The sequence below is a fragment of the Streptomyces sp. NPDC014861 genome, from assembly GCF_043081625.1.
Classification (GTDB): Bacteria; Actinomycetota; Actinomycetes; order Streptomycetales; family Streptomycetaceae; genus Streptomyces.
In genome coordinates this window covers 49401-75961 of record NZ_JBIBWV010000032.1, presented here as the reverse complement: position 1 = coordinate 75961, position 26561 = coordinate 49401, and the positions used below count along the sequence as shown (strand labels likewise).

General features: G+C 73.9%; 26 protein-coding genes. 18 read left to right on the top strand and 8 right to left on the bottom strand.

The annotated features are described in order from the left end of the window. On the top strand, nt 1-480 hold a 480-nt coding region (locus tag ACF1BN_RS35420), incomplete at its 5' end, for a sigma-70 family RNA polymerase sigma factor (RefSeq protein WP_392335704.1). A 43-nt stretch (nt 481-523) separates the two neighbouring features. Here ACF1BN_RS35420 and ACF1BN_RS35415 read toward each other — a convergent pair. After that, nucleotides 524-1426, bottom strand: coding sequence for an oxygenase MpaB family protein (locus tag ACF1BN_RS35415; protein WP_392335703.1), 903 nt, complete (start codon nt 1424-1426; stop codon nt 524-526). A gap of 135 nt (nt 1427-1561) precedes the next feature. On the opposite strand from ACF1BN_RS35415, the gene ACF1BN_RS35410 reads away from it, so the two are divergent. Next, nucleotides 1562-3685: a SpoIIE family protein phosphatase gene (locus ACF1BN_RS35410; RefSeq protein ID WP_392335702.1), complete on the top strand. Its 2124-nt coding sequence runs from the start codon at nt 1562-1564 to the stop codon at nt 3683-3685. Nucleotides 3686-3709: 24 nt separating this feature from the next. Here the strand turns inward: ACF1BN_RS35410 and ACF1BN_RS35405 are convergent, their stop codons facing one another. Beyond that, complete coding sequence (locus ACF1BN_RS35405; RefSeq protein ID WP_392335701.1) at nt 3710-4390, bottom strand: DUF4230 domain-containing protein; 681 nt, start codon at nt 4388-4390, stop codon at nt 3710-3712. 231 nt (nt 4391-4621) lie between these two features. On the opposite strand from ACF1BN_RS35405, the gene ACF1BN_RS35400 reads away from it, so the two are divergent. From ACF1BN_RS35400 to ACF1BN_RS35385, 4 genes are all read left to right on the top strand, one after another. Further along, nucleotides 4622-5773, top strand: coding sequence for a YihY/virulence factor BrkB family protein (locus ACF1BN_RS35400; protein ID WP_392335700.1), 1152 nt, complete (start codon nt 4622-4624; stop codon nt 5771-5773). Continuing rightward, entirely contained in the window at nt 5763-6791 is a 1029-nt protein-coding gene (locus ACF1BN_RS35395; protein ID WP_392335699.1) for a glutathione S-transferase family protein, read from the top strand. Before ACF1BN_RS35400 ends, ACF1BN_RS35395 begins: the two co-directional genes overlap by 11 nt. A gap of 113 nt (nt 6792-6904) precedes the next feature. Beyond that, nucleotides 6905-7177 carry a GlsB/YeaQ/YmgE family stress response membrane protein gene (locus ACF1BN_RS35390; protein ID WP_392335698.1) on the top strand — a complete coding sequence of 91 codons (273 nt, stop codon included), beginning with the start codon at nt 6905-6907 and terminating at the stop codon, nt 7175-7177. A gap of 331 nt (nt 7178-7508) precedes the next feature. Next, a complete protein-coding gene (locus ACF1BN_RS35385; RefSeq protein ID WP_392335697.1) occupies nt 7509-8171 on the top strand; it encodes a YoaK family protein in 663 nt (220 codons plus the stop codon). A gap of 38 nt (nt 8172-8209) precedes the next feature. Here the strand turns inward: ACF1BN_RS35385 and ACF1BN_RS35380 are convergent, their stop codons facing one another. Next, nucleotides 8210-9010 carry a HEAT repeat domain-containing protein gene (locus ACF1BN_RS35380; protein WP_392335696.1) on the bottom strand — a complete coding sequence of 267 codons (801 nt, stop codon included), beginning with the start codon at nt 9008-9010 and terminating at the stop codon, nt 8210-8212. A 74-nt stretch (nt 9011-9084) separates the two neighbouring features. Beyond that, nucleotides 9085-9564 (bottom strand): DUF6194 family protein, encoded by a 480-nt coding sequence (locus tag ACF1BN_RS35375; RefSeq protein ID WP_392335709.1) that lies wholly within the window; start codon nt 9562-9564, stop codon nt 9085-9087. 32 nt (nt 9565-9596) lie between these two features. Here ACF1BN_RS35375 and ACF1BN_RS35370 point away from each other — a divergent pair, with 32 nt between their 5' ends. Beyond that, nucleotides 9597-10361, top strand: coding sequence for a MerR family transcriptional regulator (locus tag ACF1BN_RS35370; protein WP_392335708.1), 765 nt, complete (start codon nt 9597-9599; stop codon nt 10359-10361). Nucleotides 10362-10558: 197 nt separating this feature from the next. Here ACF1BN_RS35370 and ACF1BN_RS35365 read toward each other — a convergent pair whose 3' ends face one another. Both ACF1BN_RS35365 and ACF1BN_RS35360 read right to left on the bottom strand, forming a co-directional pair. Beyond that, nucleotides 10559-12127 carry an MFS transporter gene (locus ACF1BN_RS35365; protein WP_392335707.1) on the bottom strand — a complete coding sequence of 523 codons (1569 nt, stop codon included), beginning with the start codon at nt 12125-12127 and terminating at the stop codon, nt 10559-10561. A gap of 164 nt (nt 12128-12291) precedes the next feature. Then, nucleotides 12292-13017 carry a TetR/AcrR family transcriptional regulator gene (locus ACF1BN_RS35360; protein WP_392335695.1) on the bottom strand — a complete coding sequence of 242 codons (726 nt, stop codon included), beginning with the start codon at nt 13015-13017 and terminating at the stop codon, nt 12292-12294. A gap of 116 nt (nt 13018-13133) precedes the next feature. Between ACF1BN_RS35360 and ACF1BN_RS35355 the strand changes: the two genes are divergently transcribed. Then, nucleotides 13134-14357 carry a saccharopine dehydrogenase family protein gene (locus ACF1BN_RS35355; RefSeq protein WP_392335694.1) on the top strand — a complete coding sequence of 408 codons (1224 nt, stop codon included), beginning with the start codon at nt 13134-13136 and terminating at the stop codon, nt 14355-14357. Nucleotides 14358-14476: 119 nt separating this feature from the next. Here the strand turns inward: ACF1BN_RS35355 and ACF1BN_RS35350 are convergent, their stop codons facing one another. Next, entirely contained in the window at nt 14477-14908 is a 432-nt protein-coding gene (locus ACF1BN_RS35350) for an STAS domain-containing protein (protein WP_392335693.1), read from the bottom strand. Between the two features lie 210 nt (nt 14909-15118). Then, complete coding sequence (locus ACF1BN_RS35345) at nt 15119-16090, bottom strand: LysR substrate-binding domain-containing protein (protein WP_392335692.1); 972 nt, start codon at nt 16088-16090, stop codon at nt 15119-15121. 178 nt (nt 16091-16268) lie between these two features. On the opposite strand from ACF1BN_RS35345, the gene ACF1BN_RS35340 reads away from it, so the two are divergent. From ACF1BN_RS35340 to ACF1BN_RS35295, 10 genes are all read left to right on the top strand, one after another. After that, the gene (locus ACF1BN_RS35340; protein WP_392335691.1) at nt 16269-17684 is read left to right on the top strand and encodes a 2-hydroxymuconic semialdehyde dehydrogenase; all 1416 of its coding nucleotides are present in this window, start codon (nt 16269-16271) and stop codon (nt 17682-17684) included. Beyond that, the gene (locus ACF1BN_RS35335) at nt 17681-18517 is read left to right on the top strand and encodes a 2-keto-4-pentenoate hydratase (RefSeq protein ID WP_392335690.1); all 837 of its coding nucleotides are present in this window, start codon (nt 17681-17683) and stop codon (nt 18515-18517) included. The genes ACF1BN_RS35340 and ACF1BN_RS35335 overlap by 4 nt, the downstream gene beginning before the upstream one ends. A 153-nt stretch (nt 18518-18670) precedes the next feature. Next, nucleotides 18671-19438, top strand: coding sequence for a 2-keto-4-pentenoate hydratase (locus tag ACF1BN_RS35330; protein WP_392335689.1), 768 nt, complete (start codon nt 18671-18673; stop codon nt 19436-19438). Continuing rightward, the gene (locus tag ACF1BN_RS35325) at nt 19435-19854 is read left to right on the top strand and encodes a RidA family protein (protein ID WP_392335688.1); all 420 of its coding nucleotides are present in this window, start codon (nt 19435-19437) and stop codon (nt 19852-19854) included. The genes ACF1BN_RS35330 and ACF1BN_RS35325 overlap by 4 nt, the downstream gene beginning before the upstream one ends. Next, the gene (locus ACF1BN_RS35320) at nt 19851-20423 is read left to right on the top strand and encodes a 3-hydroxyanthranilate 3,4-dioxygenase (RefSeq protein WP_392335687.1); all 573 of its coding nucleotides are present in this window, start codon (nt 19851-19853) and stop codon (nt 20421-20423) included. Before ACF1BN_RS35325 ends, ACF1BN_RS35320 begins: the two co-directional genes overlap by 4 nt. Further along, complete coding sequence (locus tag ACF1BN_RS35315) at nt 20420-21442, top strand: amidohydrolase family protein (protein WP_392335686.1); 1023 nt, start codon at nt 20420-20422, stop codon at nt 21440-21442. The genes ACF1BN_RS35320 and ACF1BN_RS35315 overlap by 4 nt, the downstream gene beginning before the upstream one ends. After that, nucleotides 21439-22353 (top strand): acetaldehyde dehydrogenase (acetylating), encoded by a 915-nt coding sequence (locus tag ACF1BN_RS35310; RefSeq protein ID WP_392335685.1) that lies wholly within the window; start codon nt 21439-21441, stop codon nt 22351-22353. The genes ACF1BN_RS35315 and ACF1BN_RS35310 overlap by 4 nt, the downstream gene beginning before the upstream one ends. Continuing rightward, nucleotides 22350-23438, top strand: coding sequence for a 4-hydroxy-2-oxovalerate aldolase (gene dmpG, locus ACF1BN_RS35305; RefSeq protein WP_392335684.1), 1089 nt, complete (start codon nt 22350-22352; stop codon nt 23436-23438). The genes ACF1BN_RS35310 and dmpG overlap by 4 nt, the downstream gene beginning before the upstream one ends. Further along, complete coding sequence (gene kynU, locus ACF1BN_RS35300) at nt 23435-24679, top strand: kynureninase (RefSeq protein WP_392335683.1); 1245 nt, start codon at nt 23435-23437, stop codon at nt 24677-24679. The genes dmpG and kynU overlap by 4 nt, the downstream gene beginning before the upstream one ends. A 53-nt stretch (nt 24680-24732) precedes the next feature. Then, on the top strand, nt 24733-26496 hold the full coding sequence (locus ACF1BN_RS35295; protein ID WP_392335682.1) for an LVIVD repeat-containing protein: 1764 nt from the start codon (nt 24733-24735) through the stop codon (nt 26494-26496). Nucleotides 26497-26561 lie beyond the last annotated feature (65 nt).

Here is a 26561-nt window from a genome sequence, read left to right as displayed (position 1 = left end):
CGGGACACGTCGTGGGCGGTGCATGTGCCGCGGCGGCTTCAGGAGGCGCGGGTGGAGCTGGCGAAGGCGACGGAGGAGTTGAGTACGCGGCTGGGTCGGTCGCCGACGGTGAAGGAGCTGGCGGAGCTGATGAGTCTGACGGAGGAGGAGGTGACCGAGGCGCGGTTGGCGTCGAACGGTTACAACTCCTCCTCGCTGGACGCGGCACTGGGTGGCGAGGACGAGGAACGTGACGCGTCGCTCGCCGACTTCATCGGCGCCGATGACCCGGCCCTGGAGCTGGTGGACGACTTCCACTCCCTGGCTCCGTTGATCGCGGATCTGGACGAGCGGGATCGGCAGATCATCCACATGCGATTCGTGGAGGAGCTGACGCAGGCGGAGATCGGTGAGCGTCTGGGCTGCTCGCAGATGCACGTCTCGCGCCTGCTGGCCCGCACGGTCAAGCGCCTGCGCGCAGGCCTGCTGGAAAGCTGCTGACCCGGCGACGGAGCCGTCACCCGGCGGTCGGCCCGCAGGCCGCTCAAGCGGGGGCGGTTCCGTCGGCCCGCGGAGGCAGGTTCGGGGACGCGGGCAGCGGGGGCGACGCCCAGCGGATCGCCGCGATGACGAGCCGGCCGCCCGGCCGCGCCACCGGCAGGAGGAGCCGGATGTGCACCGGCAGGGGGACGAGCCGTCTCGCCCACGCCGGCAGGAGATCGACCGCGGCTGCCGCGAGGAGGGCGTACGGGATACGGGCCGGCCATGGCAGGGGCGGCGAGGCCAGCAGGTAGCGCGCCGTCCCCGCCGACTGCTCGGTGGCCTCCAGCTCGACGCGCCTGCGCCCCAGCTCCTCCGACAGGGCCGCCTCCGTCACCGGGGGGTCGGGGATTCCCAGTCTCCGGGCGACCGACGCCATGTCCGCGACGTAGCCGTCCCGGCGGGCGGCCGGCAGCGGGGCCTTCCCGTACCACTGGTACGCGCGGAGGAAGCAGCAGGTCTCGGCCAGGTGCACCCAGGAGAGCAGCGCGGGGTCGGAGGCCCGGTAGGCCACTCCGTCCGGCGTCGTCCCGGTCACCCGCCCGTGCACCGCGCGCACCCGCTCCACCGCCCGCTCGGCGTCGTCGGCCGTCCCGAAGGTCGTCTCCGCGAGGAAGGTGCTGGTCCGCTGGAGCCGGCCCCAGGGGTCGCCCCGGAACCCGGAGTGCGCCCAGACGGCGGCCATGGCGACCGGATGCAGCGACTGCAGGAGGAGCGCCGCCAGGCCCCCGACGTACATGGAGGCGTCCCCGTGCACGGCCCGCACCGGGCGGTCAGGGGCGAACCAGCGCGGACCCGGGGTTCCGTGGATCCGGGCGCGCTTGCGGTGCGCCGAAGGGCCCGCCACCCGCCGCAACAGCGCGTCACCGGCCTTCGCGCGCACCCTGTCGATCAGTACCGCACGCATCGGCATCGCCTCCTTCCACGGCTGCCCGCGGTCCACGGCACGTATGCCCGTGCCCGGCTTCCTCGCGTCGAGGCGTGCCCGGCCCGTCGAGGCGCGCCCCGGCCCTTCGGGCCTGAGCGGGCTACTGTCGATCGTATGAGTGCTGACGGCCTCGCGGGCGGCGGGGAACTGTCCCTGGAGCAGGCGCTCAGCGCGACCGTGCAGCGCACGGGGGCGCTGGCGGCGGGCGTGTACCTGCTCTCGCCGGACCAGCCGATGCTGTGCCTGGCCGCCGTGTGCGGCATGCCGGTGCGCACGGTGGCGCCCTGGTGGAGAGTGGCGGTGTCGGCGGCCGGACCGCTGTCCGAGTCGGTGCGGGAGGACCACCTCGTGTGGGTGGGGAGGCAGGAGGACATGGCCCGGCTGTACCCGAACGCCGCGGCCGGACTGCCCTACCAGTTCGCGCTCGCCTTCGCGCCCCTGCACGGGGCACGCCGGTGGGGGGCGCTGGCGCTCGTCTGGCCCAAGAGCCATCCGCCTTCGCTGACCGGGCGGGAACGCGGTGCGGTGCTGGCGAGCGCGAGCGGCGTCACCCGCATCCTGGACGAGGCCTCCGGCCTGTGGGACATCCCCGACGAGCCGAAGGCCGTCCCCCTGCTCCGTCCCGGCGCGGACCCCGCGCAGACCGGGCTCGCCGCCGACGACCTGCTGCGACGGCTGCCCGTCGGCGCCGTCGGCATGGACCTCCAGGGCCGCGTCACCTACGTCAACGACGCGGCCACCCGGATGCTGGGCCGCAGCGCCGACAGCCTCATGGGCTCCCTGCCCTGGCAGACCGTGCCCTGGCTCGACTCCCCGGTGCACGAGGACCGGTACCGGACGGCCGTCCTCAGCCGCGAGCCGGTCGCCTACACGGCCACGGGGCCGCCCGGCCGCCGGTACGACATCCGGCTCTACCCCGACGACAGCGGCATCAGCGCCTTCATCTCGCCGAGTCCCGGCGAGCAGTCCGCCGACGCCCCGCCCCCGCGTGTCGCCAGCAGCTCGGAGGACCCGGCGGAGACCGTCGGCACGGGCCGGATCCACCAGCTCATGCACCTGTCCGCCGCCCTGAGCCAGACCGTCACCGTCTCCGACGTGATCGCCACCGTGGCCGACCAGATCCTTCCCGCCTTCGGGGCCCAGGGCCTGGTCGTCTCCGCCGCCGACGCAGGCCGGCTCAGGGTCATCGGGCACCGGGGCCACGACCCGAGGGCGGTGGCCCGGCTGGACGGGCTGCCGATCGACACGGAGCTCTCACCCGTCGCCCGCGTCCTGGCCGGCGGCACCCCCGCCTTCTACGCCGACTCCGGCGAACTCGCCCGCGCCCACCCCCGGGCCCCGCTGCACACCGGCAAGCAGGCCTGGGCCTTCCTGCCCCTGGTGGTCTCCCAGCGCCGGGTGGGCTGCTGCGTCCTGTCGTACGACCATCCGCACCCCTTCGACGCCGGCGACCGCGCCGTCCTGGTGTCCCTGGCCGGGCTCATCGCCCAGGCCATGGACCGGGCGCTGCTGTACGACGCCAAGCACGATCTGGCCCACGGCCTCCAGCAGGCGCTTCTCCCGGTGACCCTGCCCCGCGTCCCCCAGCTCGCCGTCGCCGCCCGCTACCTCCCGGCCGCGCACGGTATCGACGTCGGCGGTGACTTCTACGACCTGATCCGCCTCGGCGACAGCGCCGCCGCGGCGGTCATCGGCGACGTCCAGGGGCACAACATCAACGCCGCCGCCCTCATGGGCCAGGTCCGCACCGCCGTCCACGCCACGGCGGGCTCCCGCCCCGGCGACGTGCTGGCACGCACCAACCGCGTGCTGATCGATCTGGAGACCGACCTGTTCGTGTCCTGCCTGTACGTCCACCTCGACCTCGCGGAGCGACGGCTCCAGCTGGCCAGCGCGGGGCACCTGCCTCCGCTGCTGCGCGGCCCCGCCCCGACCGGGCGGACCGCCCCGCTCGCCGTGGACCCGGGACCGCTGCTCGGCATCGGACCGTGCACCGAGGCCGACTACCCCGTCACGACCGTCGCCCTGCCCGCGGGATCCCTGCTCGCGCTGTACACCGACGGGCTCGTCGAGAGCCCCGGCACCGACATCACCGAGTCCCTCGCCGACCTCGCCCACCAGCTCGACCGGGCGGGCGGCCGGCCGCTCGACCTGATCGCCGACACCCTCCTGCGGCAGGCCGCGCCGCGGCACGGGCACACGGACGACATCGCGCTGTTCCTGCTGCGCAGCCGGTAGCCGTGGCCCGGCCGGCGGGCGCGCTCACTCGTAGACGACGGTGACGCGCTCGAAGCCGAGGCCGAGGAGGAGCCCCTGGAGCATCGCCGTCGTGTTCCGCTCCGCCCGGGAGGTCAGGTCGGACGCGCGGGCGGCCTCGCCGATGCGCTGGGCGGCGAGGACGTTGACGGCCTGCTCGCTCGCGGGGTTGTCCGAGAAGAGGTCGCCCAGCCGGTCGAGCAGACCGCGCTGCTTGGAGACGGCGTAGGAGTGCGCGGGGTCGAGGGCGGCCTCGCTCAGCCGGGCGTGGGGCAGGCGGAGCGTGGCCTCGGTCCGGTCCGCGCCGACGGTGACCGCGTCGTCCTTCAGACCGCCGAGGTCGACATAGGCGCTGACGCCGCCGGTCGCGACGTAGAGGGTGCGGGTGCCGCGGATCGCGTCCGGCAGGAACCGCGCGTCGTGCTCCAGGTCGACCACCACCTGATAGGTCCCGGCCGCGCCCTCGTACCGGCTCAGGTCCTGGACGGACTTCAGGACGGCGGGGCCGGAGCGGTCCTTCACGTCGGTCCCGAAGACGTCCAGGCCGGGGAGCCTGAGGAACTGGCCGACGACCATGAGGGCGACGGCGACCACGAGCAGGGCGACGGTGGCGAGACGCCACCTCCCTCCGGGGCGCTTCCACGAACGGCGGTCGGACGAGGGTCTGTTCTCGGTCTCTTCTGCCATGAGGGCCGGATGCCCGAGCAGACGCCGCTCATGCCCAACTGCGGGAAGATGATGTGTCGTTGGGGTCGACGGGGCGGGTGTTCCGGAAGAGGCGCGCTTCCGTGGCGTCATCCTCGGACGGCTGCCTCGCCCACCCCCGCCCCCCGGGAGCAGCGCGGACACCGGAACGCCCCTCCGGCGCCCGGCGGGCGGCGTCGCGTAGAACCGCCGCCGGCGGGTACACGGCGGGGCATGGCCGAGCGAAGCATCCACGAACGGCGGACGTCGGCGCGACCGGCACCGGCTCCCGAGAAACGCGACTCCGACGAGCCCCCTGGCATCCACGCGACGGGCGACGCGGGCGACCCGCGCGAGACCGAGACCGAGACCGAGGCCGCCGGACCGGGCCCCGCCGTCGAGGCCCGCGCCCCGGACTCGCCGGCCGGGCTCCCCAGGTCCTCCTGGGTCGCGGTCCTCAAGAGCGCGGCGGGCGAGTTCACGCGGGACGAGCTCACGGACCGGGCGGCGGCGCTGACGTACTACGGCGTGCTGTCGCTCTTCCCCGGACTGCTCGCCCTCGTGTCGCTGCTCGGGATCAGCGGGCGGCACACCACCGACCGGGTGATGGACAGCCTCGGCGGCCTGGCACCGGGACCGGCCCGGGATGTCCTGGAGCAGGCACTGGCCTCCCTCCGGGAGAACGCCGCCACGGGCGCCACGATGGCCGTGGTCGGCCTGGCCGTGGCGCTGTGGTCGGCGTCCGGCTATGTCGGCGCCTTCATGCGCGCCGCCAACCGCGTCCACGACGTGCCGGAGGGCCGCCCCCTCTGGAAGCTGCTGCCGCTCCGCCTCGGCATCACGGCGGGGCTGATGGTGATGGCCGCCGCCGGCGCCCTGGTCCTCGTCCTCAGCGGGGACGTGGCACGTCGGGCCGGCGACCTCCTGGGCGTCGGCGACACCACGCTCGCGATCTGGTCCGTGGCCAAGTGGCCCGTTCTGCCGCTGCTGGCCGTGGTGATGATCGCCCTCCTGTACTGGGGGAGCCCGAACGCGAAGGGCCGCGGATGGCGCTGGGTCACCCCCGGCAGCGTGCTCGCGCTGCTGATCTGGGTGACGGCGTCGGCGGGCTTCGGCGTGTACGTCTCCACGTTCGCCTCGTACAACCGGGTCTACGGCACCATGGCGGGCGTCGTCGTGTTCCTCGTCTGGCTGTGGATCAGCAACCTGGCCGTGCTGCTGGGCCTGGAGCTCGACGCCGAACTGCTGCGCCGGCGCGCGGTGGCGGGCGGCATGCCACCGGACCGGGAACCATACGTGGAACCGCGCGACACGCGCGCGTGGAGCGAGGAGGAGCGGCGCAGGGCCGGCCTGCCTCCCCGGAAGGAGCGAGACGATGACGAGTGAGGGAACGTACGAGCGGGACCGGCACTACCTGACGACGAGGATCACGGCGGACGGCCGCGACGGCTACCCCGTGGAGCCGGGCCGCTACCGGCTGATCGTCGCGCGCGCGTGCCCGTGGGCGAACCGCGCCGTGATCGTGCGGCGGCTCATGGGGCTGGAGGAGGCGCTCCCGATGGGCATCGCCGGGCCGGTCCACGACGAGCGCAGCTGGTCCTTCGACCTCGACCCGGGGGGCCGCGACCCCGTGCTCGGCGTCCGGCGGTTGCGGGAGGCGTTCCTGAAACGTGACCCCGGATACGACCGGGGGATCACCGTGCCGGCGATCGTCGACGTGCCCACCGGCGAGGTGGTCACCAACGACTTCGCCGCCATCACCCTCGACCTGGGCAGCCAGTGGAAGGCCCATCAGCGCGACGGCGCGCCGGACCTCTTCCCCGAGCGGCACCGGGAGGAGATCGAGTCCCTCTGCGAGGAGATCTACCACGAGGTCAACAACGGCGTGTACCGCTGCGGCTTCGCCACCACGCAGGAGGCGTACGACTCCGCCTACCGCCGCCTGTGGGACGCGCTCGACCGGCTGGAGGAACGGCTCTCCGGGCGGCGCTATCTCGTCGGTGACACGCTCACCGAGGCCGACGTCCGGCTCTTCCCCACCCTCGCCCGCTTCGACGCCGTCTACCACGGGCACTTCAAGTGCAACCGGCGGAAGCTGAGCGAGATGCCGGCGCTGTGGGCGTACGCCCGCGACCTGTTCCAGACGCCCGGCTTCGGCGACACGATCGACTTCCCCCAGATCAAGGAGCACTACTACGTCGTCCACCGGGACATCAACCCGACCGGAATCGTGCCCCGGGGACCCGACACCAGCGACTGGCTCACCCCGCACGGCCGGGAAGTGCTCCCAGGACGCCCCTTCGGCGACGGCACCCCGCCGGGCCCTCCGCCGCCCGCCGAACGCGTCCCGCCGCCCGGCGTGCACGTCCCGCCGCCCGGTGCGCACGCCCCGTCGTCCGGCTGAGAATCGACGCCGACAACATCCTTACGAAGATATGAGAATAGGGGGTTTGGCGGCGCCGGATCGGTACAGACGAAGGCTACGACCCCAATGAGCCAAGAATCTGGAGGCGCCCCATGGGCATCATCGCGTGGATCCTCATCGGCCTGCTGGCCGGAATGATCGCCAAGGCCCTCATGCCGGGCAAGGACCCCGGCGGCGTCATCATCACCATCCTCATCGGCATCGCCGGTGGTCTGCTGGGTGGCTGGCTCGGCAAGGTGATCTTCGGCGTCGACTCGATCGACGGCTTCTTCGATCTCTCGACCTGGATCGCGGCCATCGTCGGCTCGATGATCCTGCTCGCCCTCTACCGCCTCGTCACCGGAGGCCGGCGCCGGCACGCCTGACCCCGGGCCGGAGCACCGGGCACCACGCGGAGGGGCCCTCCCGCCGAACGGCGGGAGGGCCCCTCCGCGTGGTGCGTCGGGCCGAAGGGCACCGGACCCGTAGCCCCGCACAGGAGACCGGGCCCGCCGCCACGCGGAGGTGCCGGGGACGCCCGCCACGCGGAGGGGCCGGGGAGGCCCGTCGGGCGTGGGACGCCCGTTTTCCGTCCGTCCTCTGGTCCAGTGAGCAGGTGACAGGGACGCGGGTGAGCGAAGCCGACGGCGCTCGTCGACCGGGGTACGGCCGAGGGGGCGGGCACCGGTGAGCGGGGGAGGGGCGACCGCGCGGTGGATGTTCCCCGAGGGGCACCCCTTCGCGCGGTTCGTGCCGCTGCTGTTCGTGCTGACCTTCGTCAGCGGGCTGGTGGACGCCGCGAGCTTCCTCGGCCTCGGCCGGGTGTTCGTGGCCAACATGACCGGCAACGTCGTCTTCCTCGGGTTCGCCCTGGCGGGTGCGGCGCAACTGTCCGTAGCCGCCTCGGCGGTCGCCCTCCTCGGCTTCCTCACCGGCGCGTTCGCGGGCGGTGCGTGGCGGCGGGAGAGGGAGCCCGCCCGGATCGTCGCGCCCTTGGCCACGATCCAGGCCCTGCTCCTCGCGGCGGCACTCGTGTGCCAGGCGGCGGGCTGGGGCCGGTACGCGGTCCTGGTGCCCCTGGCCTGCGGCATGGGGGTGCAGAACGCCCTGGTGCACCGCCTGGGGGTGCCGGACCTGACCACGACCGTCATGACCCGGACACTGACCGGGCTCGCAGTGGATCGCCCGGGATCCGCCACGATGCGGCGCGCGGTCTCGGTGGTCACGCTGGCGGCGGGAGCCTACACAGGAGGTGTGCTGCACGCCCGTCTCGGCGCGGAGGGCGTCCTCGCCGTGGCGCTGTGCCTCGTGCTCGCCGTCGTGTCGGTGGCGCGCCGACACCACGAGGAGCCCGAGGACGGGGACCGGGGCGGCCCGTGACCGCCTCCCGCCGCACGGGCGCGATCAGGAAGCCGCGGTCACAGCGGATCGCGGACCGCCTCCACCGCCTCCCGGACGTCGGCGTGCGGGTCGTCGGCGAGGCCGTCGAGCAGTTCGGCGACGCCCGGGGTGGACCAGCCGGCGACCGCCCACACCAGGGCCTCCCGCACCGCGGGGTCCGGATGGGCGGCGAGGCCGCTCAACCGGCCGAGCGGGCCGCGCCGGCGCATGCCGAACCAGCGCAGGGCCTCGCGCAGCGCCGCCGGGTCCCCGGGGTCGGCGGCCTCGACCCGGGCGAGCAGCACCCCGACGGGCGGCGGCGGACCGTCCAGCGGATGCGGCAACCGCTCGCGCAGCCGCCGCGCCCCGTACCCGCCACGCACCCCGCACCCGAAGCAGGAACAGGGGCGCGTGCCGTGCGCGTCCGGCAGGTACCGCCAGCCCGCCACCTGCGGCGCCGCCCGGACCCGGTGCACCTCGCGCGGCCGGACCGCCCGGGGCACGAAGACCTCCCACCCGCGCGGGTCCTCCAGCGCCGCGATCCGTCGCACCGCCTCGGAAGCGGCGACCTCGGCCTGCCGGCCCCGCGCCCGGTCGGAGTACCGTCCGACCAGCACGTCCTGGGCGTCGTCGAGACGTAGGTGGACGGCCACGAGTCCGCCCCTGCTGCCGAAACGGGCCAGCTCGCGCAGCCATTGGTGGGTGAGGGTGTGCGAGGGCAGGACGGGGAAGCAGTGGACGCCCCGCGCGCCGCCCTGGCCGTGGCCGGCCGCCCGGATCCCGGACCGGCGGATCCGCGGCGCGTTCGCCGCCGAGGTCATGTGTACGAACATCGCCATGACACACGAGGGTAGGTGACCCCGTGTCATGGCGGCGGGCGCCTCCGCGTCGGACGCGGTGCGGCGGTGCGGGCTCAGGCGGGTCCCGGACCGTGGCGCCGCTCGAAGCGCGCGCGGGCCGCCTCGTGCGCGTCGCGGAGGAGCCGTACGACCGTGTTCGTCGTTTTCTCACCGGGACCGACGACGCAGATCCAGCCGAGCGGACCGTACACCGGGTGCGGCATCACCGTGTCGGCGGCCGTGTGGTCGCGAGGCCGGCCGACGCTTCGCGGCTCCTCCCCGGTGAGCCGGCGGAACGTCCCGCGGTCGACGTGGACGTTCACGCGCCAGCGACCCGGGGGGTCGAGGGCGGAGGCGGTGTCGCCGGGCTGGTCCTTGGTGACGATCGTCCCGTAGGGCTGAGTGTTCCCGGGGATCCGCCCGTCGGGGGCGTAGTAGAAGAAGGCGTCCCCCCACGCGGGCTCGGGGAAGTCGCTCCCCGGCCCCGGAAGCAGCACGAGCGCGCCGTCGAGGCCCCGCACGGTCGCGATGATCTGTTCCCTGCTCACGTCCATACTCATGGTTCAAGCATCAGCTTCGAGTGCTTATGTGGGGTTGGCCGGTGGAGGAGAGCGCGAGCGGAGCCCGACGAGGACCGCTCAGGACCGTCGATGTCGCGAGGGAGTCGGGCTACTCGCCGCAGCAGGTGCGTGACCTGGAGCGGCTGGGGGTCATCCCGCCGGCCGCCCGGGCGGGCAACGGCTACCGCTCCTACACGTCGGACCACGTCCATGCCCTGCGCGCCTATCGCGGGCTCGCCTCCGCCGTGGGACCGGTCGAGGCGCGGCGGATGCTCGCCGAGCTGCGGACGGGGACGATCACGGCGGCGGCCTCGGCGATCGGCGCGGTGCACGTGCGGCTCGCACGGGAACGGGAGGAGACGCTGCGCGCCCAGGAGGCCCTGCGGGCGATCCAGGAGGAGACGGATCCGGCCGGGTCCGAGCGGGAGGGCGACGCGATGACGATCACGCAGTTGGCCGCGGCGCTCGGCCTGCGCCCCTCCACGCTCCGGTTCTGGGAGCAGGAAGGTCTCGTCCTCCCCGAGCGGGTGACGTCCCTGCGGGCCCGCAGGTACGGCCTTCCGGCGATCGGAGCGGCCCGGATCGTCGCGGCCCTCCGCGGCGCCGGCTACGGCATTCCCGCCGTACGCGACCTGATGGCCTCCCTGGACCGGCTCGACGGCCCGGGGGAGGCCCGGGACATCCTCCAGCGGCGTCTCGACGGGATCGCCACGCGGACCGTGGCCCTGCTGCGGGCCGGCACCGACCTGGCGGCCGTCGTCACCTCGGCGCGGGCCCCGGCCGCCCGATAGGGCCTGTCGTCGGCCTCCCGTCTGCCCCGCGACGCCCTGCGCGCTCTCGCCGCACCGGACACAAGCCCGAGTACGCCCCGTACGAGGGCATGTGCCCGGCACGCCGAGAACACGCGCCTGACGCCGGGGGGCCGCCCTTCGGGCGACGACGGGAGTCCGACGACAGGCCCTGGGCCCGCTTCTCCCGGCCCCGGTGCTCAACCGCCCGGGGGGCGCTCCCGCGACCCGGCCCCGCTCCCCTCGCCGCTTCCGGCGTGCTCCGGCTGTCGCGTGCCGGTGCCGTGGCCGCCGGGGTGGCGCAGGGCGAAGAGGAAACCGACGGCGAGGGCGATGGCCATGCCGTAGAAGACCCATTGGTTGGCCTGCGCGAAGTCCATCTGGATGGCCTGCATCGCGTCCCGCGTCGCCTCCGCCGCCTGGCCCGTCCCGGTGGGCGGCGTGGAGTCGCCGTGCCCGGAGACGGACTCGCTGATGTTGCGGGCGACGTCGTGCGCCACGTCGGAGGAGATGCCGCGGGCCCGCAACGTCTCCACCACGTTGTCGGCCATGACCCGGGTCAGGATGGTGCCGAACACGGCCATGCCGACGCTCGCCGCGTAGTTGCGCACCGTCTGGGTGATGCCGGTGACCTCCCCGTACGACGGTCCGATCGCCCGGTTCACGGCGTCGGTCGAGGCGGGCGCGAGGATGAAGCCGATACCAGCTCCCGCCATGGCCGCGTAGGGCCACTGGTCGTGCATCGAGAGGTTGGTGAGGTTGTTCGCCCACAGGGCGAACCCCACGGCGCCGACGATGGATCCGATCTTCAGCGCGGGGCGGGCGCCCTTCTTGTCGAGGATCCGGCCGCCCCACTGGGAGGCGAGGGCGAAGCCGGCGAAGAAGTACAGCAGGAACAGGGCCGCCTGGTTCGGCGAGGCGCTGAGGGACACCTGGGCGTACACGGAGGAGAAGAAGAACACCGGGACGAAGGCCAGCATCGCGAAGAACAGCACCGCCACGTCCATCGAGAACGCCTTGTCCCTGAACACCCTCAGATCGACCAGGGGATGCTCGACGCGCTGCTCGTACCGCACGAAGACGAAGAGCACCGCGAGCCCGCCGACGATGCACAGCCACGTCGCCGCGCTGCCCCAGCCCCACGACCACGCCTGCTGGAAGCCGAGGACGCTCAGGCCCATGCCGGCGGCGACGAGCACGGCGCCCCGCCAGTCCAGGGTGCCGCCGCGCGGCCGGTCGGCGATGTGGGCGAACGCCGTCAGGACCAGGGCGACGATCGCCACGGGGACGTTGACCCAGAAGACGGCCCGCCAGGTCCACGAAGCCGTGAGCCAGCCGCCCAGCAGGGGCCCGATCGCGGTCAGCGCGCCCGAGATCCCGAAGAACAGGGCGAGGGCGCGGCCACGCCGCTCGACCGGGAACACGGCCACCACGACGGCCAGCGCGGCCGGGAACAGCAGCGCCGCGCCGAAACCCTGGACGCCCCGGAAGACGATGAGCCAGGTCTGCGCGAAGTCCCCGGACGGAACGCATCCGCACAGCACCGAGGCCACGACGAACACCAGGGTGCCGATCATGACCACGCGCCGGGGACCGTACAGGTCCGCGAGCCTGCCGCCCAGGGCGAAGAAGGCGGCGAGGGCCAGCAGGTAGGCGTTCACGACCCACTGCATGCCCGAACTCGTGAGACCGAGCTCCCGGACGATGTCCGGGGCGGCGATGGAGACGATGGTCTGGTCGATGAAGGTCATCGCCACCGCGAACATCATCGCCGCGAGGGCCACGGTCTGGTTCGGAGCCCGCGGGGGACTCCCGGTCTGTGTCGCTCCGGGCCCCGAACCGGATGCCGGTTGGTTGCTCACCCTGACCAGTGTGATCCCGACCCGTGCGTTCCGCATCGCGTCGAGGCCGTGACCGGGAGCCGCGCCCGCCGTCAGCCGGTACCGGGGGCCCGGCTCCGTGAGGCCGTCAGGCGGGCCTCCGCCCGGTCCAGGAGGGTGTCGAGGACGGTCGGATAGGCACTGAGATTCATCCGGTCCGCCAGCAGACGCGAGGTGGCGGCGATGTGCGGATGGGTCTCGGCGGGCAGACGGGCGTACGTGGAGGTCCACATCGACTCGTCCGCGTGCCGGGCGTCGTCCTTCACGGCCAGCGCACCCGCGTCGAGGGAGGCGAAGGCCAGCGCCAGATCGATGAAGGCGTGATACAGACCGACGGCCTCCGCGTCGTCGAACCCCACACCGCGCAGGATGCCCAGGATGGTCTCGTCCACCTCGATCTCCCGGGGACGGCCGGTGACGCGGCTCGCGGTCAGCAGAGCGGCCTGGGGGTGCGCGAGGTAGGAGGCGTGGATGGCCAGACCCAGCGCGCGCAGGTCGGGCCGCCAGCTCCCGGTGGGCGTCCAGCTGTCCAGGGCCCGTCCCATCAGCTCCTCGCCGATGGCCCGGGTGAGGCCGTCGAGTCCGGCGAAGTAGCGGTACACCGTGCTGGGGTCCGCGCCGAGGGCGGCGCCGAGCCTCCGGGCGGTCAGCCCGGCACTCCCGTGCTCGCGCAGCATCCGCAGCGCCGTCTCCACTATGTGCCGCTCCGACAGGACGGTGCCCTGCCGGGTCGGCCGCCGCCGGCGCCGTTCCGCCTCCGGAACCACCTTCTTCGGCATCGCTCCACCACCTCGCACCCTTATGCCAACGCCGTAGACTTTAACCTCCGGGTTCGTGTTGCATCGAGGCGTTCCCGGGTTCTCGCCGGGACGACCTCGACGAAATGGTGTGTGACATGCGTGTACTTCTCGTGGGTGCGGGCGGTGTCGGAACCGCCGTCACCCGCATCGCGGCCCGACGTGCCTTTCTCACCCACATGGTCGTGGCCGACTACGACCCGGCCCGCGCGGAGGCCGCCGTGGCCGCGCTGGACGACCGGGAGGGCCGCTTCAGCGCCCGGCGCGTGGACGCCTCCGACGAGACGGCGGTCCGCCGTCTCCTGGAGGAGGAGCACTGCGACGTGCTGCTGAACGCCACCGACCCCAGGTTCGTGATGCCCCTGTTCACCGCGGCGCTCGCCGCGGGCACGCACTATGTCGACATGGCGATGTCGCTGTCCGTGCCGCACCCGACCGCCCCTTACGCACAGTGCGGCGTCAAGCTCGGCGACGAGCAGTTCGCGCTCGCCGGGGAGTGGGAGAAGGCGGACCGCCTCGCCCTCGTCGGCATGGGCGTGGAGCCGGGCCTCTCCGACGTGTTCGCGCGGCACGCGGCGGACGAGCTCTTCGACGAGATCGAGGAGATCGGCGTCCGCGACGGCGCGAACCTCACGGTGGAGGGCTACGACTTCGCGCCCTCCTTCAGCATCTGGACCACCATCGAGGAATGCCTCAACCCGCCCGTCGTCTACGAGAAGGACCGCGGCTGGTTCACCACGGCCCCCTTCAGCGAGCCGGAGGTCTTCGACTTCCCCGAGGGCATCGGCCCGGTGGAGTGCGTGAACGTGGAGCACGAGGAGGTCCTCCTCATGCCCCGCTGGGTGGACGCGCGCCGGGTGACCTTCAAGTACGGGCTCGGCGACGACTTCATCGCCAAGCTGAAGACCCTCAGGGACCTGGGGCTCGACTCGACGGCGGAGGTCACCGTGCCCGGCCCGGACGGCCCGGTCCGGGTCTCCCCGCGCGACGTGGTCGCCGCCTGCCTGCCCGACCCGGCCACCCTGGGCGACCGCATGACGGGCAAGACCTGCGCGGGCACCTGGGTCAAGGGGACGAAGGACGGCACGGCGCGGGAGGTGTACCTGTACCACGTCGTCGACAACGAGTGGTCGATGCGCGAGTACGGTTCCCAGGCCGTGGTCTGGCAGACCGCCCTGAACCCGGTGATCGCGCTGGAACTGATCGCCGAGGGCACGTGGAAGGCCGCCGGCGTCCTCGGTCCCGAGGCGCTGCCGGCCCGGCCGTTCCTCGACCTCCTCGGCGCGTACGGATCGCCCTGGGGGCTGCGCGAGGAGCGCTGACCGCCCCGAAGGTGTGTGCCCAGGACGAGGGGGCGGTCGGTGGAGAGGGGGTGGTGGGGCGCGGGTGGCATCTCGCCACCCGGCCCACCACCCTCCTCACGCGGTGCGTCGTGGACGGGCTAGCGCTCGCGGACGGTCCAGAATCCGGTCCGAGGGCTGCCGGGGCGCGTCGGGGCGACGCCCCGCGGTCGGCCCCGGGGGTTCCTGGGGGCGGGGGAGACGGCCCACTCGCGGCGCGGTCCTCCGTACGCGGCGGCGCTCAGGAGGCGCAGGACGGCTCGGGAGCGGTTCGCCAACCTGAGCCGTCGACCGTGCCGAGGCCACCAGTCCAGGACCTTGAGGAACGCGGAGTCGCAGAAGGTGACCTGCGAGGTGTCCAGGACCAGCCCGGTGCACCCGTGGTCGGCCGCCGAGGCCAGCAGGGCCCGCAGCGGACCGACGCTCAGGTGATCGATCTCGCCGGTGAGATGGACGATCAGGGTGCTGCCGAGGGTGGTGCAGGAGGTGACGACTATCTCGCCGGGCGCGGCGTCCGCGCCCGAGTCGTGCACGGGGGGAGGGGCGGGAGTGTCGAGAAGAACGGTCAGTATCGGAGCTGTGCTTGCGGTACTCACATCCCCTCCAACGCCCTCCGTCCCGCGCCGGGCACGCCGCTCGCGCTCCGTTCACCCCAACTGACCAGCGGCGATCCCCGGAAAGAGGGAAAAGTGCGTCCGTCGTGATCCGGCGCGCGGCGAAGGCCCGCGCGCCTCGGCGGTGCCTCAGCCGCCGACACTCCCGGGCAGTGAGGCGCGCAGCAGGGCCGCCTCCTCGTCGAGGTGGCGCAGCAGGGCCTCCAGGGCGGGGGTACGGGTGCGGTGGGCGGCCTCGGTGACGCCCACCGTACGGCCGACGGACGGGAGCTCGACGGGCAGGGCGGCGAGATGTTCGTCGTCGCGGAGGACCAGTTCGGGCAGGAGCGCCACCATGTCCGTCTGGAGCAGCAGCGCCCGCATGGTCAGGATCGACGTGCACTCGACCCGGTCGACGGGGAGCGAGAGGCCCCGGTCGACGAAGAGGGCGGCCAGCTCCTGCCGCAGGGCGGTCTGCTCGACGGGCAGGATCCAGGGGTGCCCGAGGGCGTCGGCGAGCGTGACCTCCGGCCCGTCCCCGTCGGCCCGCTCGTCGAGGAGCGGGTGCCCGGCCCGCACCGCGAGCCGGATGGGCTCGCGGTAGAGCACCCGCTGGCGTACCCGCTCGCCCGCTTCGCCGTCGCCGGACACGGCCCCCACCCGCCCGACGATGACGTCGAGTTCGCCGCCGAGCAGGGCGGGGTGGAGGACGTCCGGCGTGCCCTCCCGGACGACGACGGTCAGCCGGGGGCGCTCGCGCTTCAGCCGGGCGACGGCGCGGGGGAGCAGCACGTTCGCCCCGGCGAGCAGGGTGCCCACGGTGACCGTGCCGTCCCGGCCCTGCCGCAGCCCCGTGAGGTGCTCCTCGGCGCGCCGCACCTCGGCCACCACCGCGCGGGCGTGACCGACGAGCGCCTCGCCGTAGACGGTGGGGAGCATGCCGCGCGGGACGCGGGTGAAGAGCGGCAGCTCCGCCACCGCCTCCAGCTCGCGCAGGGTGCGGGTCGCGGCGGGCTGGGTGAGGTGCAGCGATTCCGCGGCGCGGACGACGCTCCCGTGCTCGTAGACCGCGATCAGCAGGGTCAGGTGCCGGAACTTGAGCCGGCCGTCCAGGAGGTCCATCGCCCAGGGCTCCTTCCGCGGGACGGATCCCTCCCCGCATACCGGTTTCGCTATAGCTCACGCACCGATCGGCATTGGATCGGCATAGCTGAGTGGGCGCACTATACCGACACGCACCGGGGGCGAGTTTCGGACAGCCCCCGGCTCAGCAACGGAGGTCTGCAAGGTGAGTTCACCCGTGCGGCATTACGTAGGAGGCGGGTTCGACGCGTCCGGCGTGCCGTTCCCGCTCGTCGACCCGGTCACCGGGCGCGTCGTCGGCGAGGTGCCGGAGGCGAGCCGGGAGCTGGTCGACCGGGCGGTGGGCGCGGCCCGCGAGGCGCTGCGCGGACCGTGGGCCGGCTGGAGCCCGGGGCGGCGGTCGCGGCTCCTGCACCGGATCGCGGACGGCATCGAGCGGCGCTCCGAGGAGTTCACCGCCGCCGAGTGCGCCGACACCGGCAAGCCCCGCGAGCTGGCCTCGACCGTCGACATCCCGCGCGCCGTCGCCAACTTCCGCGCCTACGCGGACCTCCTGACCGGCCGCCACGAGCGCTCGTGGCACACCCCGACCCCCGACGGGCGCGGCGCCCTCAACTACACCGTGCACAAGCCCCTCGGCGTGGTCGCGGTCATCTCGCCGTGGAACCTGCCGCTGCTGCTCCTCACCTGGAAGGTCGCACCGGCCCTGGCCACCGGCAACACCGTCGTCGCCAAGCCGTCCGAACTCACCCCCGGCACCGCCTGCCTGCTCGCCGAGGTGATGGCGGAGGCGGAGGTCCCGGCGGGCGTCTTCAACCTCGTGCACGGCCGGGGCGCCGACGCCGCGGGCCAGTGGCTGACCGAGCACCCCGGCGTGGACGCGATCGCCTTCACCGGCGAGTCCCGCACCGGATCGACGATCATGCGGGCCGCGGCGGCCCGGCTCGCCCCGGTCTCCTTCGAGCTCGGCGGGAAGAACGCCGGACTCGTCTTCGCCGACGCCGACCTCGACGAGGCCGTGGCCGGCACGCTCCGCTCCTCCTTCACCCACAGCGGCCAGGTCTGCCTCTGCACCGAGCGCGTGTACGTGGAACGGCCGGTCCTCGACGCGTTCGCCGCCGCCCTCGCCGCCGGGGCGAAGGAGCTCACCGGCTACGGCCCGATGATCTCGGCCGCCCACCGCGACAAGGTCCGCGGCCACCTCGCACGCGCCGCCGCCGACGGGCAGGTGCTGGCAGGCGGCGGCGTCCCGTCCTTCGGGGACGCCCGCGACGGCGGCTTCTGGGTCGAGCCCACGGTGCTCAGCGGCCTCCCGGAGGACCACCCCGCGGTACGCGACGAGATCTTCGGCCCGGTCGTGCACCTGGCGCCGTTCGACACCGAGGAGGAGGCCCTCGCGCTCGCCAACGCCGGCCCGTACGGCCTCGCCGCCACCGTCTGGACCGGAGACGTGCGCCGGGCCCACCGCGTGGCCCCCGCCCTCGACGTCGGCATCGCCTGGGTCAACACCTGGAACCTGCGCGACCTGCGCACCCCCTTCGGCGGCGTGAAGGCCTCCGGCATCGGGCGCGAGGGCGGCGACCACTCGCTCGACTTCTTCTCCGAACCGATGAATGTGTGCGTGAAGCTGTGACGACGACCCGCGAGGCCACCCCGCGCGGCAGCGAGGCGGTGGCGGCCGCCGCCGAACGCCTCGACCGCGCCCGCCGCACCGGAGTTCCCTGCGACCCCGTCCGCGACCTCCTGCCGCCCGGCGACCTCGACGCCGCCTACGCCGTCCAGGACCTCCTCACCGGGCGCCGGCTCGCCGAGGGCCGCCGGACCACCGGCTGGAAGGTCGGCCTCACCTCGCCCGCCGTCCAGCGTCAGCTCGGCGTCGACACACCCGACTTCGGCGCCCTCCTCGACGACACCGCCGTCCCCGACGGCGAGGAGCTGCCCTGGGGCGCGGTACTCCAGCCGAAGGCCGAGGCAGAGGTGGCGCTCGTCCTGGAGCACGACCTCCCGCACGAGCGGCACACCGTCGCCGACGTGATCCGGGCGACCGCCTTCGCGCTGCCCGCCGTCGAGATCGTCGGCAGCCGCGTCCGCGACTGGGACATCACGGCCGTCGACACCGTCGCCGACAACGCCTCCAGCGGCGCGTACGTCCTCGGCACCCGCCCGGTCCTCCTGCGCGACCTCGACCTGCGGACCGCCGGCATGGTCCTGGAACGCCGCGGCGAACCCGTCTCGACCGGCGCGGGCGTCGCCTGCCTCGGCAACCCGCTGCACGCCGCCGTCTGGCTCGCCGACACCCTCGTCCGCCTCGGCCGGCCGCTGCGCGCCGGGGACACCGTCCTCACCGGGGCGCTCGGCCCCATGGCCGAAGTGGCCCCGGGCGACGTCCTGGAAGCCCGCATCGACGGACTCGGCTCGGTCCGCGCCGCCTTCGGCCCGGCCGCCCCCGCGAAGGACGCCCGATGAACCCCGCCGCCTCCGCGAAGGACGCCCGATGAACCCCGCCGCCTCCGCGGGACCACCGGCGGACCCCGCCGCTCCCGAAGAACGAGCCGACGCACCCCGGCGCACCCGAAGGGCGCGACCGTCGAACCCCTCCCACCCCGAAGGAGGCGCCCGGTGAACCCGGCCGCGCTCGCCGCACGCCTCGACGCCGCCGCCCGCGACGCCCGCCCCCTGTCCGGCGGCACCACCGGCCTCACCGACGCCGACACCGGCGCCGCCTACGCCGTCCAGGAGGCCCTGGTCGCGTTCCGCCTCGCCCGCGGCGAACGCCCCACCGGCGTCAAGCTCGGCTTCACCAGCCTCGCCAAGATGCGTCAGATGGGCGTCGCCGACCTGATCCACGGACGGCTCACCGACCGCATGGAGGTCCCGGACGGCGGACGCCTCGACACGACCGGGCTCATCCACCCCCGCGTCGAACCCGAGCTCGCCTTCCTCCTCGGCGCCGAGCTCACCCCCGGCGGCGACCCGGCCGCCGCCGTCGCCGGAGTCGCCCCCGCCCTGGAGGTCATCGACTCCCGCTACGACGGCTTCCGCTTCTCACTGGCCGAGGTCGTCGCCGACAACACCTCCGCCGCCGCGTACGCCACCGGCCCCTGGACCCGGCCCGACGCCCTCGGCGGTCCGCGCGCCCTCGCCAACCTCGGCGTCGTCCTCGAACTCGACGGCCGCCCCGCTCAGACCGGCTCCACCGCCGCGATCCTCGGCGACCCGCTGCGCGCCCTCGCCGCCGCGGCACGGCTCGCCGGCCCGCTCCCCGCCGGGACGGTCGTCCTCGCCGGAGCGGCGACCGCCGCCGTACCGCTGCCGCCCGGCACCCACGTGCGGGCCACCGTCGCCCGGCTCGGCGCGGTCCGCCTCACCACCGAGGAGGCCCGGTGATCGTCCCCGGCGCGGCCCCGCCGCGCGGCCGCTTCCCGCACCTGAGGCGCGCGGGCGACCTGGTCTTCGTCTCCGGCACCAGCTCCCGCCGCCCCGACGGCACCTTCGCCGGCGCGAGCGCCGACCCGATGGGCGTCACCGACCTCGACATCCGGGTCCAGACCCGCGCCGTCCTCGACACCATCGACGGCCTCCTCGCCGCCGCCGGCGGAAGCCTCCGTGACCTCGTGTCGGTCACCGCCTACCTCGTCAGCATGAACGACTTCGGCGGCTACAACGAGGTCTACGGCGAGTACTTCGACGAGACCGGTCCGACCCGGACGACCGTCGCCGTCCACCAGCTGCCCCACCCCCACCTGCTGATCGAGATCAGCGCGGTGGCCCACCTCCCGCACGACAAGGACACGCACCGATGAACCTCAGACCGTTCAACCTCCAGGCGTGGATCGAGGAGCACCGCCACCTGCTGAAGCCGCCCGTCGGCAACGTGCAGATCTGGCAGGACGCCGACCTGATGGTGACGGTCGTCGGCGGCCCCAACCGCCGCACCGACTTCCACGACGACCCCATCGAGGAGTTCTTCTACCAGCTCAAGGGCGACATGGTGCTCCGCGTCATGGAGGAGGAGGGCAGCCCGCCGCGCGACGTCCACATCCGCGAGGGCGACGTCTTCCTCGCCCCCGCCCACCTCCGGCACTCCCCGCAGCGCCCCGAGGAGGACAGCATCGGCCTCGTCGTCGAGTTCGCCCGCCCCCAGGGCCACCGCGACGCCTTCGAGTGGTACTGCGTCGAGTGCCACCACCTCGTGCACCGCAGCGAGGTCCAGCTCACCTCCATCGTGGACGACCTGCCGCCCGTCTTCAGCGCCTTCTACGCCGACGAGGCCGCCCGCACCTGCGGCCACTGCGGCGCCCTCCACCCCGGCAAGGACTGGCCCGAGGAACTGCGCCCCCGCACCCGCCGCGACGGGGCGGCCGACGCATGACCGTCGTCGACATCCACGCCCACGTCTTCCCCGAGATCGGCCGCGCCGAGGCCACCCGCGTCACCGGCAGCGACGACGCGCCCTGGCTGCGCACCACCGACGGCCCCGACGCCGGGATGATGATGGCCGGCACCACCGAGTACCGCCCGGTGCGGCGCACCCTGTGGGACCCGGCCGAACGCGTCGCCGACCTCGACCGGCTCGGCGTCGACGTCCAGGTGCTGTCCAGCACCCCGCTGCTCTTCGGCTACGGACTCGACCCGGCCCGCGCCGCCGACTGGTGCCGCGGCGTCAACGCCCACCTCCTGGCGTACGCCGCCCACGCCCCCGACCGGCTCGCCCCGCTGTGCCAGGTGCCCCTCCAGGACACCGAGGCCGCCTGCGAGACGGTCACCGAGGCGATGCGGCAGGGCTTCCACGGCGTCCACATCGGCAACCACCTCGGCGACCGCGACCTCGACGACGGCGCGCTCGTGGAGTTCCTGGCGCACTGCGCCCACGAGGACGCGGCCGTCCTCGTCCACCCCTGGGACCTGCCCTCCGGGCCCCGGTACTCCCGGTACATGCTGGCCTGGCTGGCCGGCATGGCCGGCGAGACCCACCTGACGATCCTCTCGCTGATCCTCTCCGGCGCCTTCGAACGGCTCCCGGCCTCCCTGCGGCTCCTCTTCGCGCACGGCGGCGGCAGCTTCCCGTACCTGCTGGGCCGGGCCGACAACGCCTGGCACCGCCGCGACATCGTCCGCGCCGACAGCCCCCGCCCGCCGTCCGCGTACACCGACCGCTTCTCCGTCGACTCCGCCGTCTTCGACCCGGGCGCGCTGCGGCTCCTGGTCGACGTGATGGGCGCGGAGCGGGTCCTCCTCGGCTCCGACCACCCCTTCCCGCTCGGCGAGGAGGCCATCGGGCGGCTCGTCCGCGAGAGCGACCTCACCCCCCGGGAGCGGGCCGCCGTCCTCGGCGGCAACGCCGTCCGCTTCTTCGGACTGACCCCCAGGCTCAAGGAGGCCGCGCGGTGAAGGCAGCCGTCATCGGATCGGGCAACATCGGCACCGATCTCCTCATCAAGATCATCCGAGGCGAGGGGCACGTCACCGCCGCCGCCATGGCCGGCATCGACCCCGACTCGGAAGGACTCGCCCGAGCCCGCAGACTCGGCGTCCCCACCACGTCCGACGGCGTCGCCGGACTCCTCGCCCTGGACGGCTTCGACGAGATCGACGTCGTCTTCGACGCCACCTCCGCCGCCGCCCACCACCGCAACGCCGCCGCCCTCGCCCCCTACGGCAAGACGCTCGTCGACCTCACCCCGGCCGCCATCGGCCCGTACGTCGTCCCGCCGGTCAACCTCGACCAGCACCTCGGCGAGACCAACGTCAACATGGTCACCTGCGGCGGCCAGGCCACCGTCCCGATCGTCGCGGCCGTCTCCGCCGTCACCCCCGTCCACTACGCGGAGATCGTCGCCTCCATCGCCTCCCGCTCCGCAGGACCCGGCACCCGCGCCAACATCGACGAGTTCACCGAGACCACCTCCCGCGCCCTCGAACAGGTCGGCGGCGCCGCCCGCGGCAAGGCCATCATCGTCCTCAACCCGGCCGAACCCCCGCTCCTCATGCGGGACACCGTCCACTGCCTCGTCGACGACGCCGACACCGACCGCGTCACCGCCTCCGTGCACGCGATGGCCGCCTCCGTCGCCGCCTACGTCCCCGGCTACCGCCTCAAGCAGGAACCCCAGTTCCGCACGCTCCCCGCCGACGACCCGCTCGTCCGCCTCGGCGCCGGCGCCCGGCTCCTCGTCTCCGTCTACCTGGAGGTCGAGGGCGCCGCCCACCACCTCCCCGCCTACGCCGGAAACCTCGACATCATGACCGCCGCCGCGCTGCGCACCGCCGAGCGCCTGGCCGAACGGAGCCGGAACCGATGAACCGGGTCTACGTCCAGGACGTCACCCTGAGGGACGGCATGCACGCCGTCTCCCACCGCTACACCCTCGACCAGGTCAGGGCCATCGCCGCCGCCCTGGAGGCGGCCGGCGTCGACGCCGTCGAGGTCGCCCACGGCGACGGCCTCTCCGGCTCCTCCGTCACCTACGGACCCGGCGCCCACACCGACTGGGAGTGGCTGGAGGCCGCCGCCGACGTCCTCGACCGGGCGCGCCTCACCACCCTGCTGCTGCCCGGCATCGGCACCGCCCACGACCTGCGCCGCGCCCACGCCCTCGGCGTCACCTCCGTCCGGGTCGCCACCCACTGCACCGAGGCCGACATCTCCGCCCAGCACATCGGGCTCGCCCGTGAACTCGGCATGGACGTCTCCGGCTTCCTGATGATGTCCCACCTCGCCCCACCCGCCGAACTCGCCGCCCAGGCCCGCCTCATGGAGTCGTACGGCGCCCACTGCGTGTACGTCACCGACTCCGGCGGCCGGCTCACCATGGACGGCGTGCGCGAGCGGGTCCGCGCCTACCGCGACGTCCTCGACCCGGCCACCGAGATCGGCGTCCACGCCCACCACAACCTCGGCCTCGGCGTCGCCAACAGCATCGTCGCCGTCGAGGCCGGTGCCCACCGCGTCGACGCCTCCCTCGCCGGACAGGGCGCGGGCGCCGGCAACGCGCCCCTGGAACCCGTCGTCGCCGTCCTGGACCTCATGGGCATCGCGCACGGCTGCGACCTCTTCCCCCTCATGGACGCCGCCGAGGAACTCGTCCGCCCCACCCAGGACCGGCCCGTCCGCGTCGACCGGGAGACCCTCACGCTCGGCTACGCCGGCGTGTACTCCAGCTTCCTGCGGCACGCCGAGACGACCGCCGCCCGCCACGGCCTCGACACCCGCGACCTGCTGGTCGAGGCGGGCAGGCGCCGCCTCGTCGGCGGTCAGGAGGACCTCCTGACGGACATCGCCCTCGACCTCACCCGGCACGCCGCCGACCTCGAAGCCCCCGCCGCCCCCGGCACCCCCGGTACCCCCGACGCCCCCGCCCCCTCCGCCCCCGGAGCCCTCGCATGACGCACGACCTCACCGCCCGCGCCGCCGCCCTGGACGCCGCCGACCCGCTCGCCGCCGTCCGGGACCGCTTCCTCCTCCCAGAGGACGTCGTCTACCTCGACGGCAACTCGCTCGGAGCCCTGCCCGCCGCCGTCCCCGCCGCCGTCGAGGACGCCGTCCACCGCCAGTGGGGCACCGACCTCATCCGCTCCTGGAACGCCAACGGCTGGTGGGACGCCCCCGTCCGCACCGGCGACGCCATCGGCCGCCTGATCGGCGCCGCGCCCGGGCAGGTCGTCGCCGGCGACTCCACCAGCGTCCAGCTCTTCAACACCCTCCTCGCCGCCGCCCGGCTCCGCCCCGGCCGCCGCCTCCTCCTCACCGACCCCGACCACTTCCCGACCGACCAGTACATCGCCGACTCCGTCGGCCGGCTCCTCGGCCTCGACGTGCGCCGCGTCCCCGCCCGCGACGCCGCCGCCGTGCTCGCCGCCGAGTCCGGGAACGTCGCCGTCGCCGCGTACGCCCCCGTCGACTACCGCACCGGCGAGCTCCACGACATGGCCGCGCTCACCGCCGCCGCCCACGCCGCCGGCGCCCTCGTCCACTGGGACCTCTGCCACGCGGCCGGCGCCCTCCCCGTCGAACTCGACGCCATCGAGGCCGACTTCGCGGTCGGCTGCGGCTACAAATACCTGTCCGGCGGACCCGGCGCCCCCGCCTTCGCGTATGTCGCCCGCCGCCACCAGGAGGCGTTCGACCACCCCCTCACCGGTTGGCACGGACACGCCGAGCCGTTCGCCATGTCCGGCACCTACACGCCCGCCCCGGGCATCACCCGGGCCCGTGTCGGCACCCCCGCCCTCCTCTCCCTGATCGCCCTGGAGGCCGCGCTCACCGCCTTCGACGGCGTCGGGATGAGGACCGTCCGGGAGAAGAGCCTCTCCCTCACCGGCTTCTTCCAGGAGTGCGCCGACACCCTGCTCGACGGCCTCGGCTTCACCCCGGCCACCCCGCGCGACCCCGACCGGCGCGGCAGCCAGGTCGCGCTGCGCCACCCCGAGGCGTACCCCCTCGTCGCCGCGCTCACCGCCCGCGGCGTCATCGGCGACATGCGCGCCCCCGACCTGCTCCGCTTCGGCTTCAACGCCCTGTACGTCACCCACGCGGACGTCCTGCGCGCGGTCCGCGAACTCCGCGACATCGCCGTCACCGGCGCCCACCGCGCCCCCGCGTTCCGGTCCCGCCCGACCGTCACCTGACCCCCGCCCCCTCCCTCTCCCCGCGCATCCCGCAGCCCCCGAAAGGACCGTCCATGCGCCTCACCCGCGGAACCACGGTGCTCGCCACCCTCGTCGCGGCCGCCGCCACGGCCACGCTGCTCGCCCCCGGCATCTCCGCCACGCCCGTCGCCGCCGCCGCGACCGACCCGGACGTCCGCGAGGTCTGCGCCGACCGCCGCCCCGGGCCGGCCGACCCCGGCGCGTACGGGATGCAGCTCGACGGCACGTTCCGCCACCCCTCCCTCACCCCCGTCGACGAGGAGTCCGACCACCCCTTCCCCGGCCGCGCCGACCAGTACGACACCCGCGCGTACATCAAGAACATGAAGGTCGAAGCCGCCTACGAGGGAGCCGACTTCACCCCCGACTACTTCCACACCTGGCAGAACGTCGTCGACTTCGACGGCCGCCGCTACCTCTTCCAGTACGACCGCTCCGAGGGCCGCGTCTACGACATCACCGACGTCAAGAAGGTCAGGGTCGTCGAGAAGCTGAGCCGTGAGGACGTCGACGGCGACGAGACCCGAGCCAACGGCGACTGGGCCGCGCACGACTACTGGGGCGCCTCCACGATCCAGTGGAGCCGCAAACTCGGCGCGTACGTCATGGTGCAGAGCTTCGAGAGCAAGCGGCAGATCTCCGAACTCTCCGACCACCCGCCGCTCGACAAGTACAACAACCCCGACGGTGTCCGGAAGCTGCGCGCCAAGCCGGGACTCAAGGGCTTCAAGGTCTACCGCCTCGACGGACCGCGCAAGAAGGACTGGAAGCTCCTCGCGACCGTCTCCACCGACACCACCCAGAAGGACCCGCTGCGCAGCGACCCCGCCACCGCGCAGCAGGGCTCCGGCTCCATCGACGTCCCCCACTGGACCGGCGAGAAGTACATGTTCCTCGCCACGGCCCCCGACGACACCTACTCCGGCACCGAGTACCCGACCAACCTGCACTCGGCCGGCTACCAGTCCTGGGACATGTCCGACCCGGCGCACCCGAAGCTCCTCGACACCTGGCACCTGCCCGGCCAGCGCACCGGCGAGGACGCCGCCTACCGGGAGAACCCGCGCTGCGGGAACCGCACCAGCTGGATGGGCGCCCGGATGCCGCTCTTCCTCCCCAAGCCCGTGGAGAAGGGCGGGCGTTACGCCTTCGCCGCGATGGGCGGGTACGGCCTGACGGTGCTCGACGTCTCCGACCCCGCGCACATGCGGACCGTCGGCCGGCTCGACCTGCCCGCCTCGGTCGCGGGCACCGAGGGCGACAACATCGACGTCTCCCAGTACGAGAAGACCGGGATGATCTACTACTCCGGCTACCCGCTGACCGAGGACTGCTACGAGCCCTACAAGGACGTCTACCAGATCGACGTCCGCGACCCCGCCCGACCGCGCGTCGTCGGCGTGCTGCCCCGCCCCGTCCCGCCGAAGGCGTCCGGCCTCACCGACTACTGCCAGCGGCGCGGCAGCTTCGGCCCCAAGCGCACCGGCTACTACACCAACCCGGGCAGGCACGACGCCGGACTGCTCGGCTACGGCTTCTACAACGCCGGCGTCCAGTTCTTCGACGTCTCCGACCCGGCCGACCCGGAGATCTCCGCGTACTTCGTCCCCAAGGCCTACGGCCGGGACACCGCCGAGTACGCGTACGGCAACCAGACCCACGGCGTCTACGTCGAGTGGGACCGCAACATCGCCTGGGCGCTGACCAACCACGGCATCTACGCCCTCTCGTCGAAGGTCCTCGGCAAGCCCGACCTCGACGCCCCCGCGAAGCCGTTCCGCACCAGCGAGTTCTGACCGCCCCGCGTCCCCCGCGAACCACCCCCGCCCCGCCATCCCCGCCACCCCGTCTCCCCGCGCAG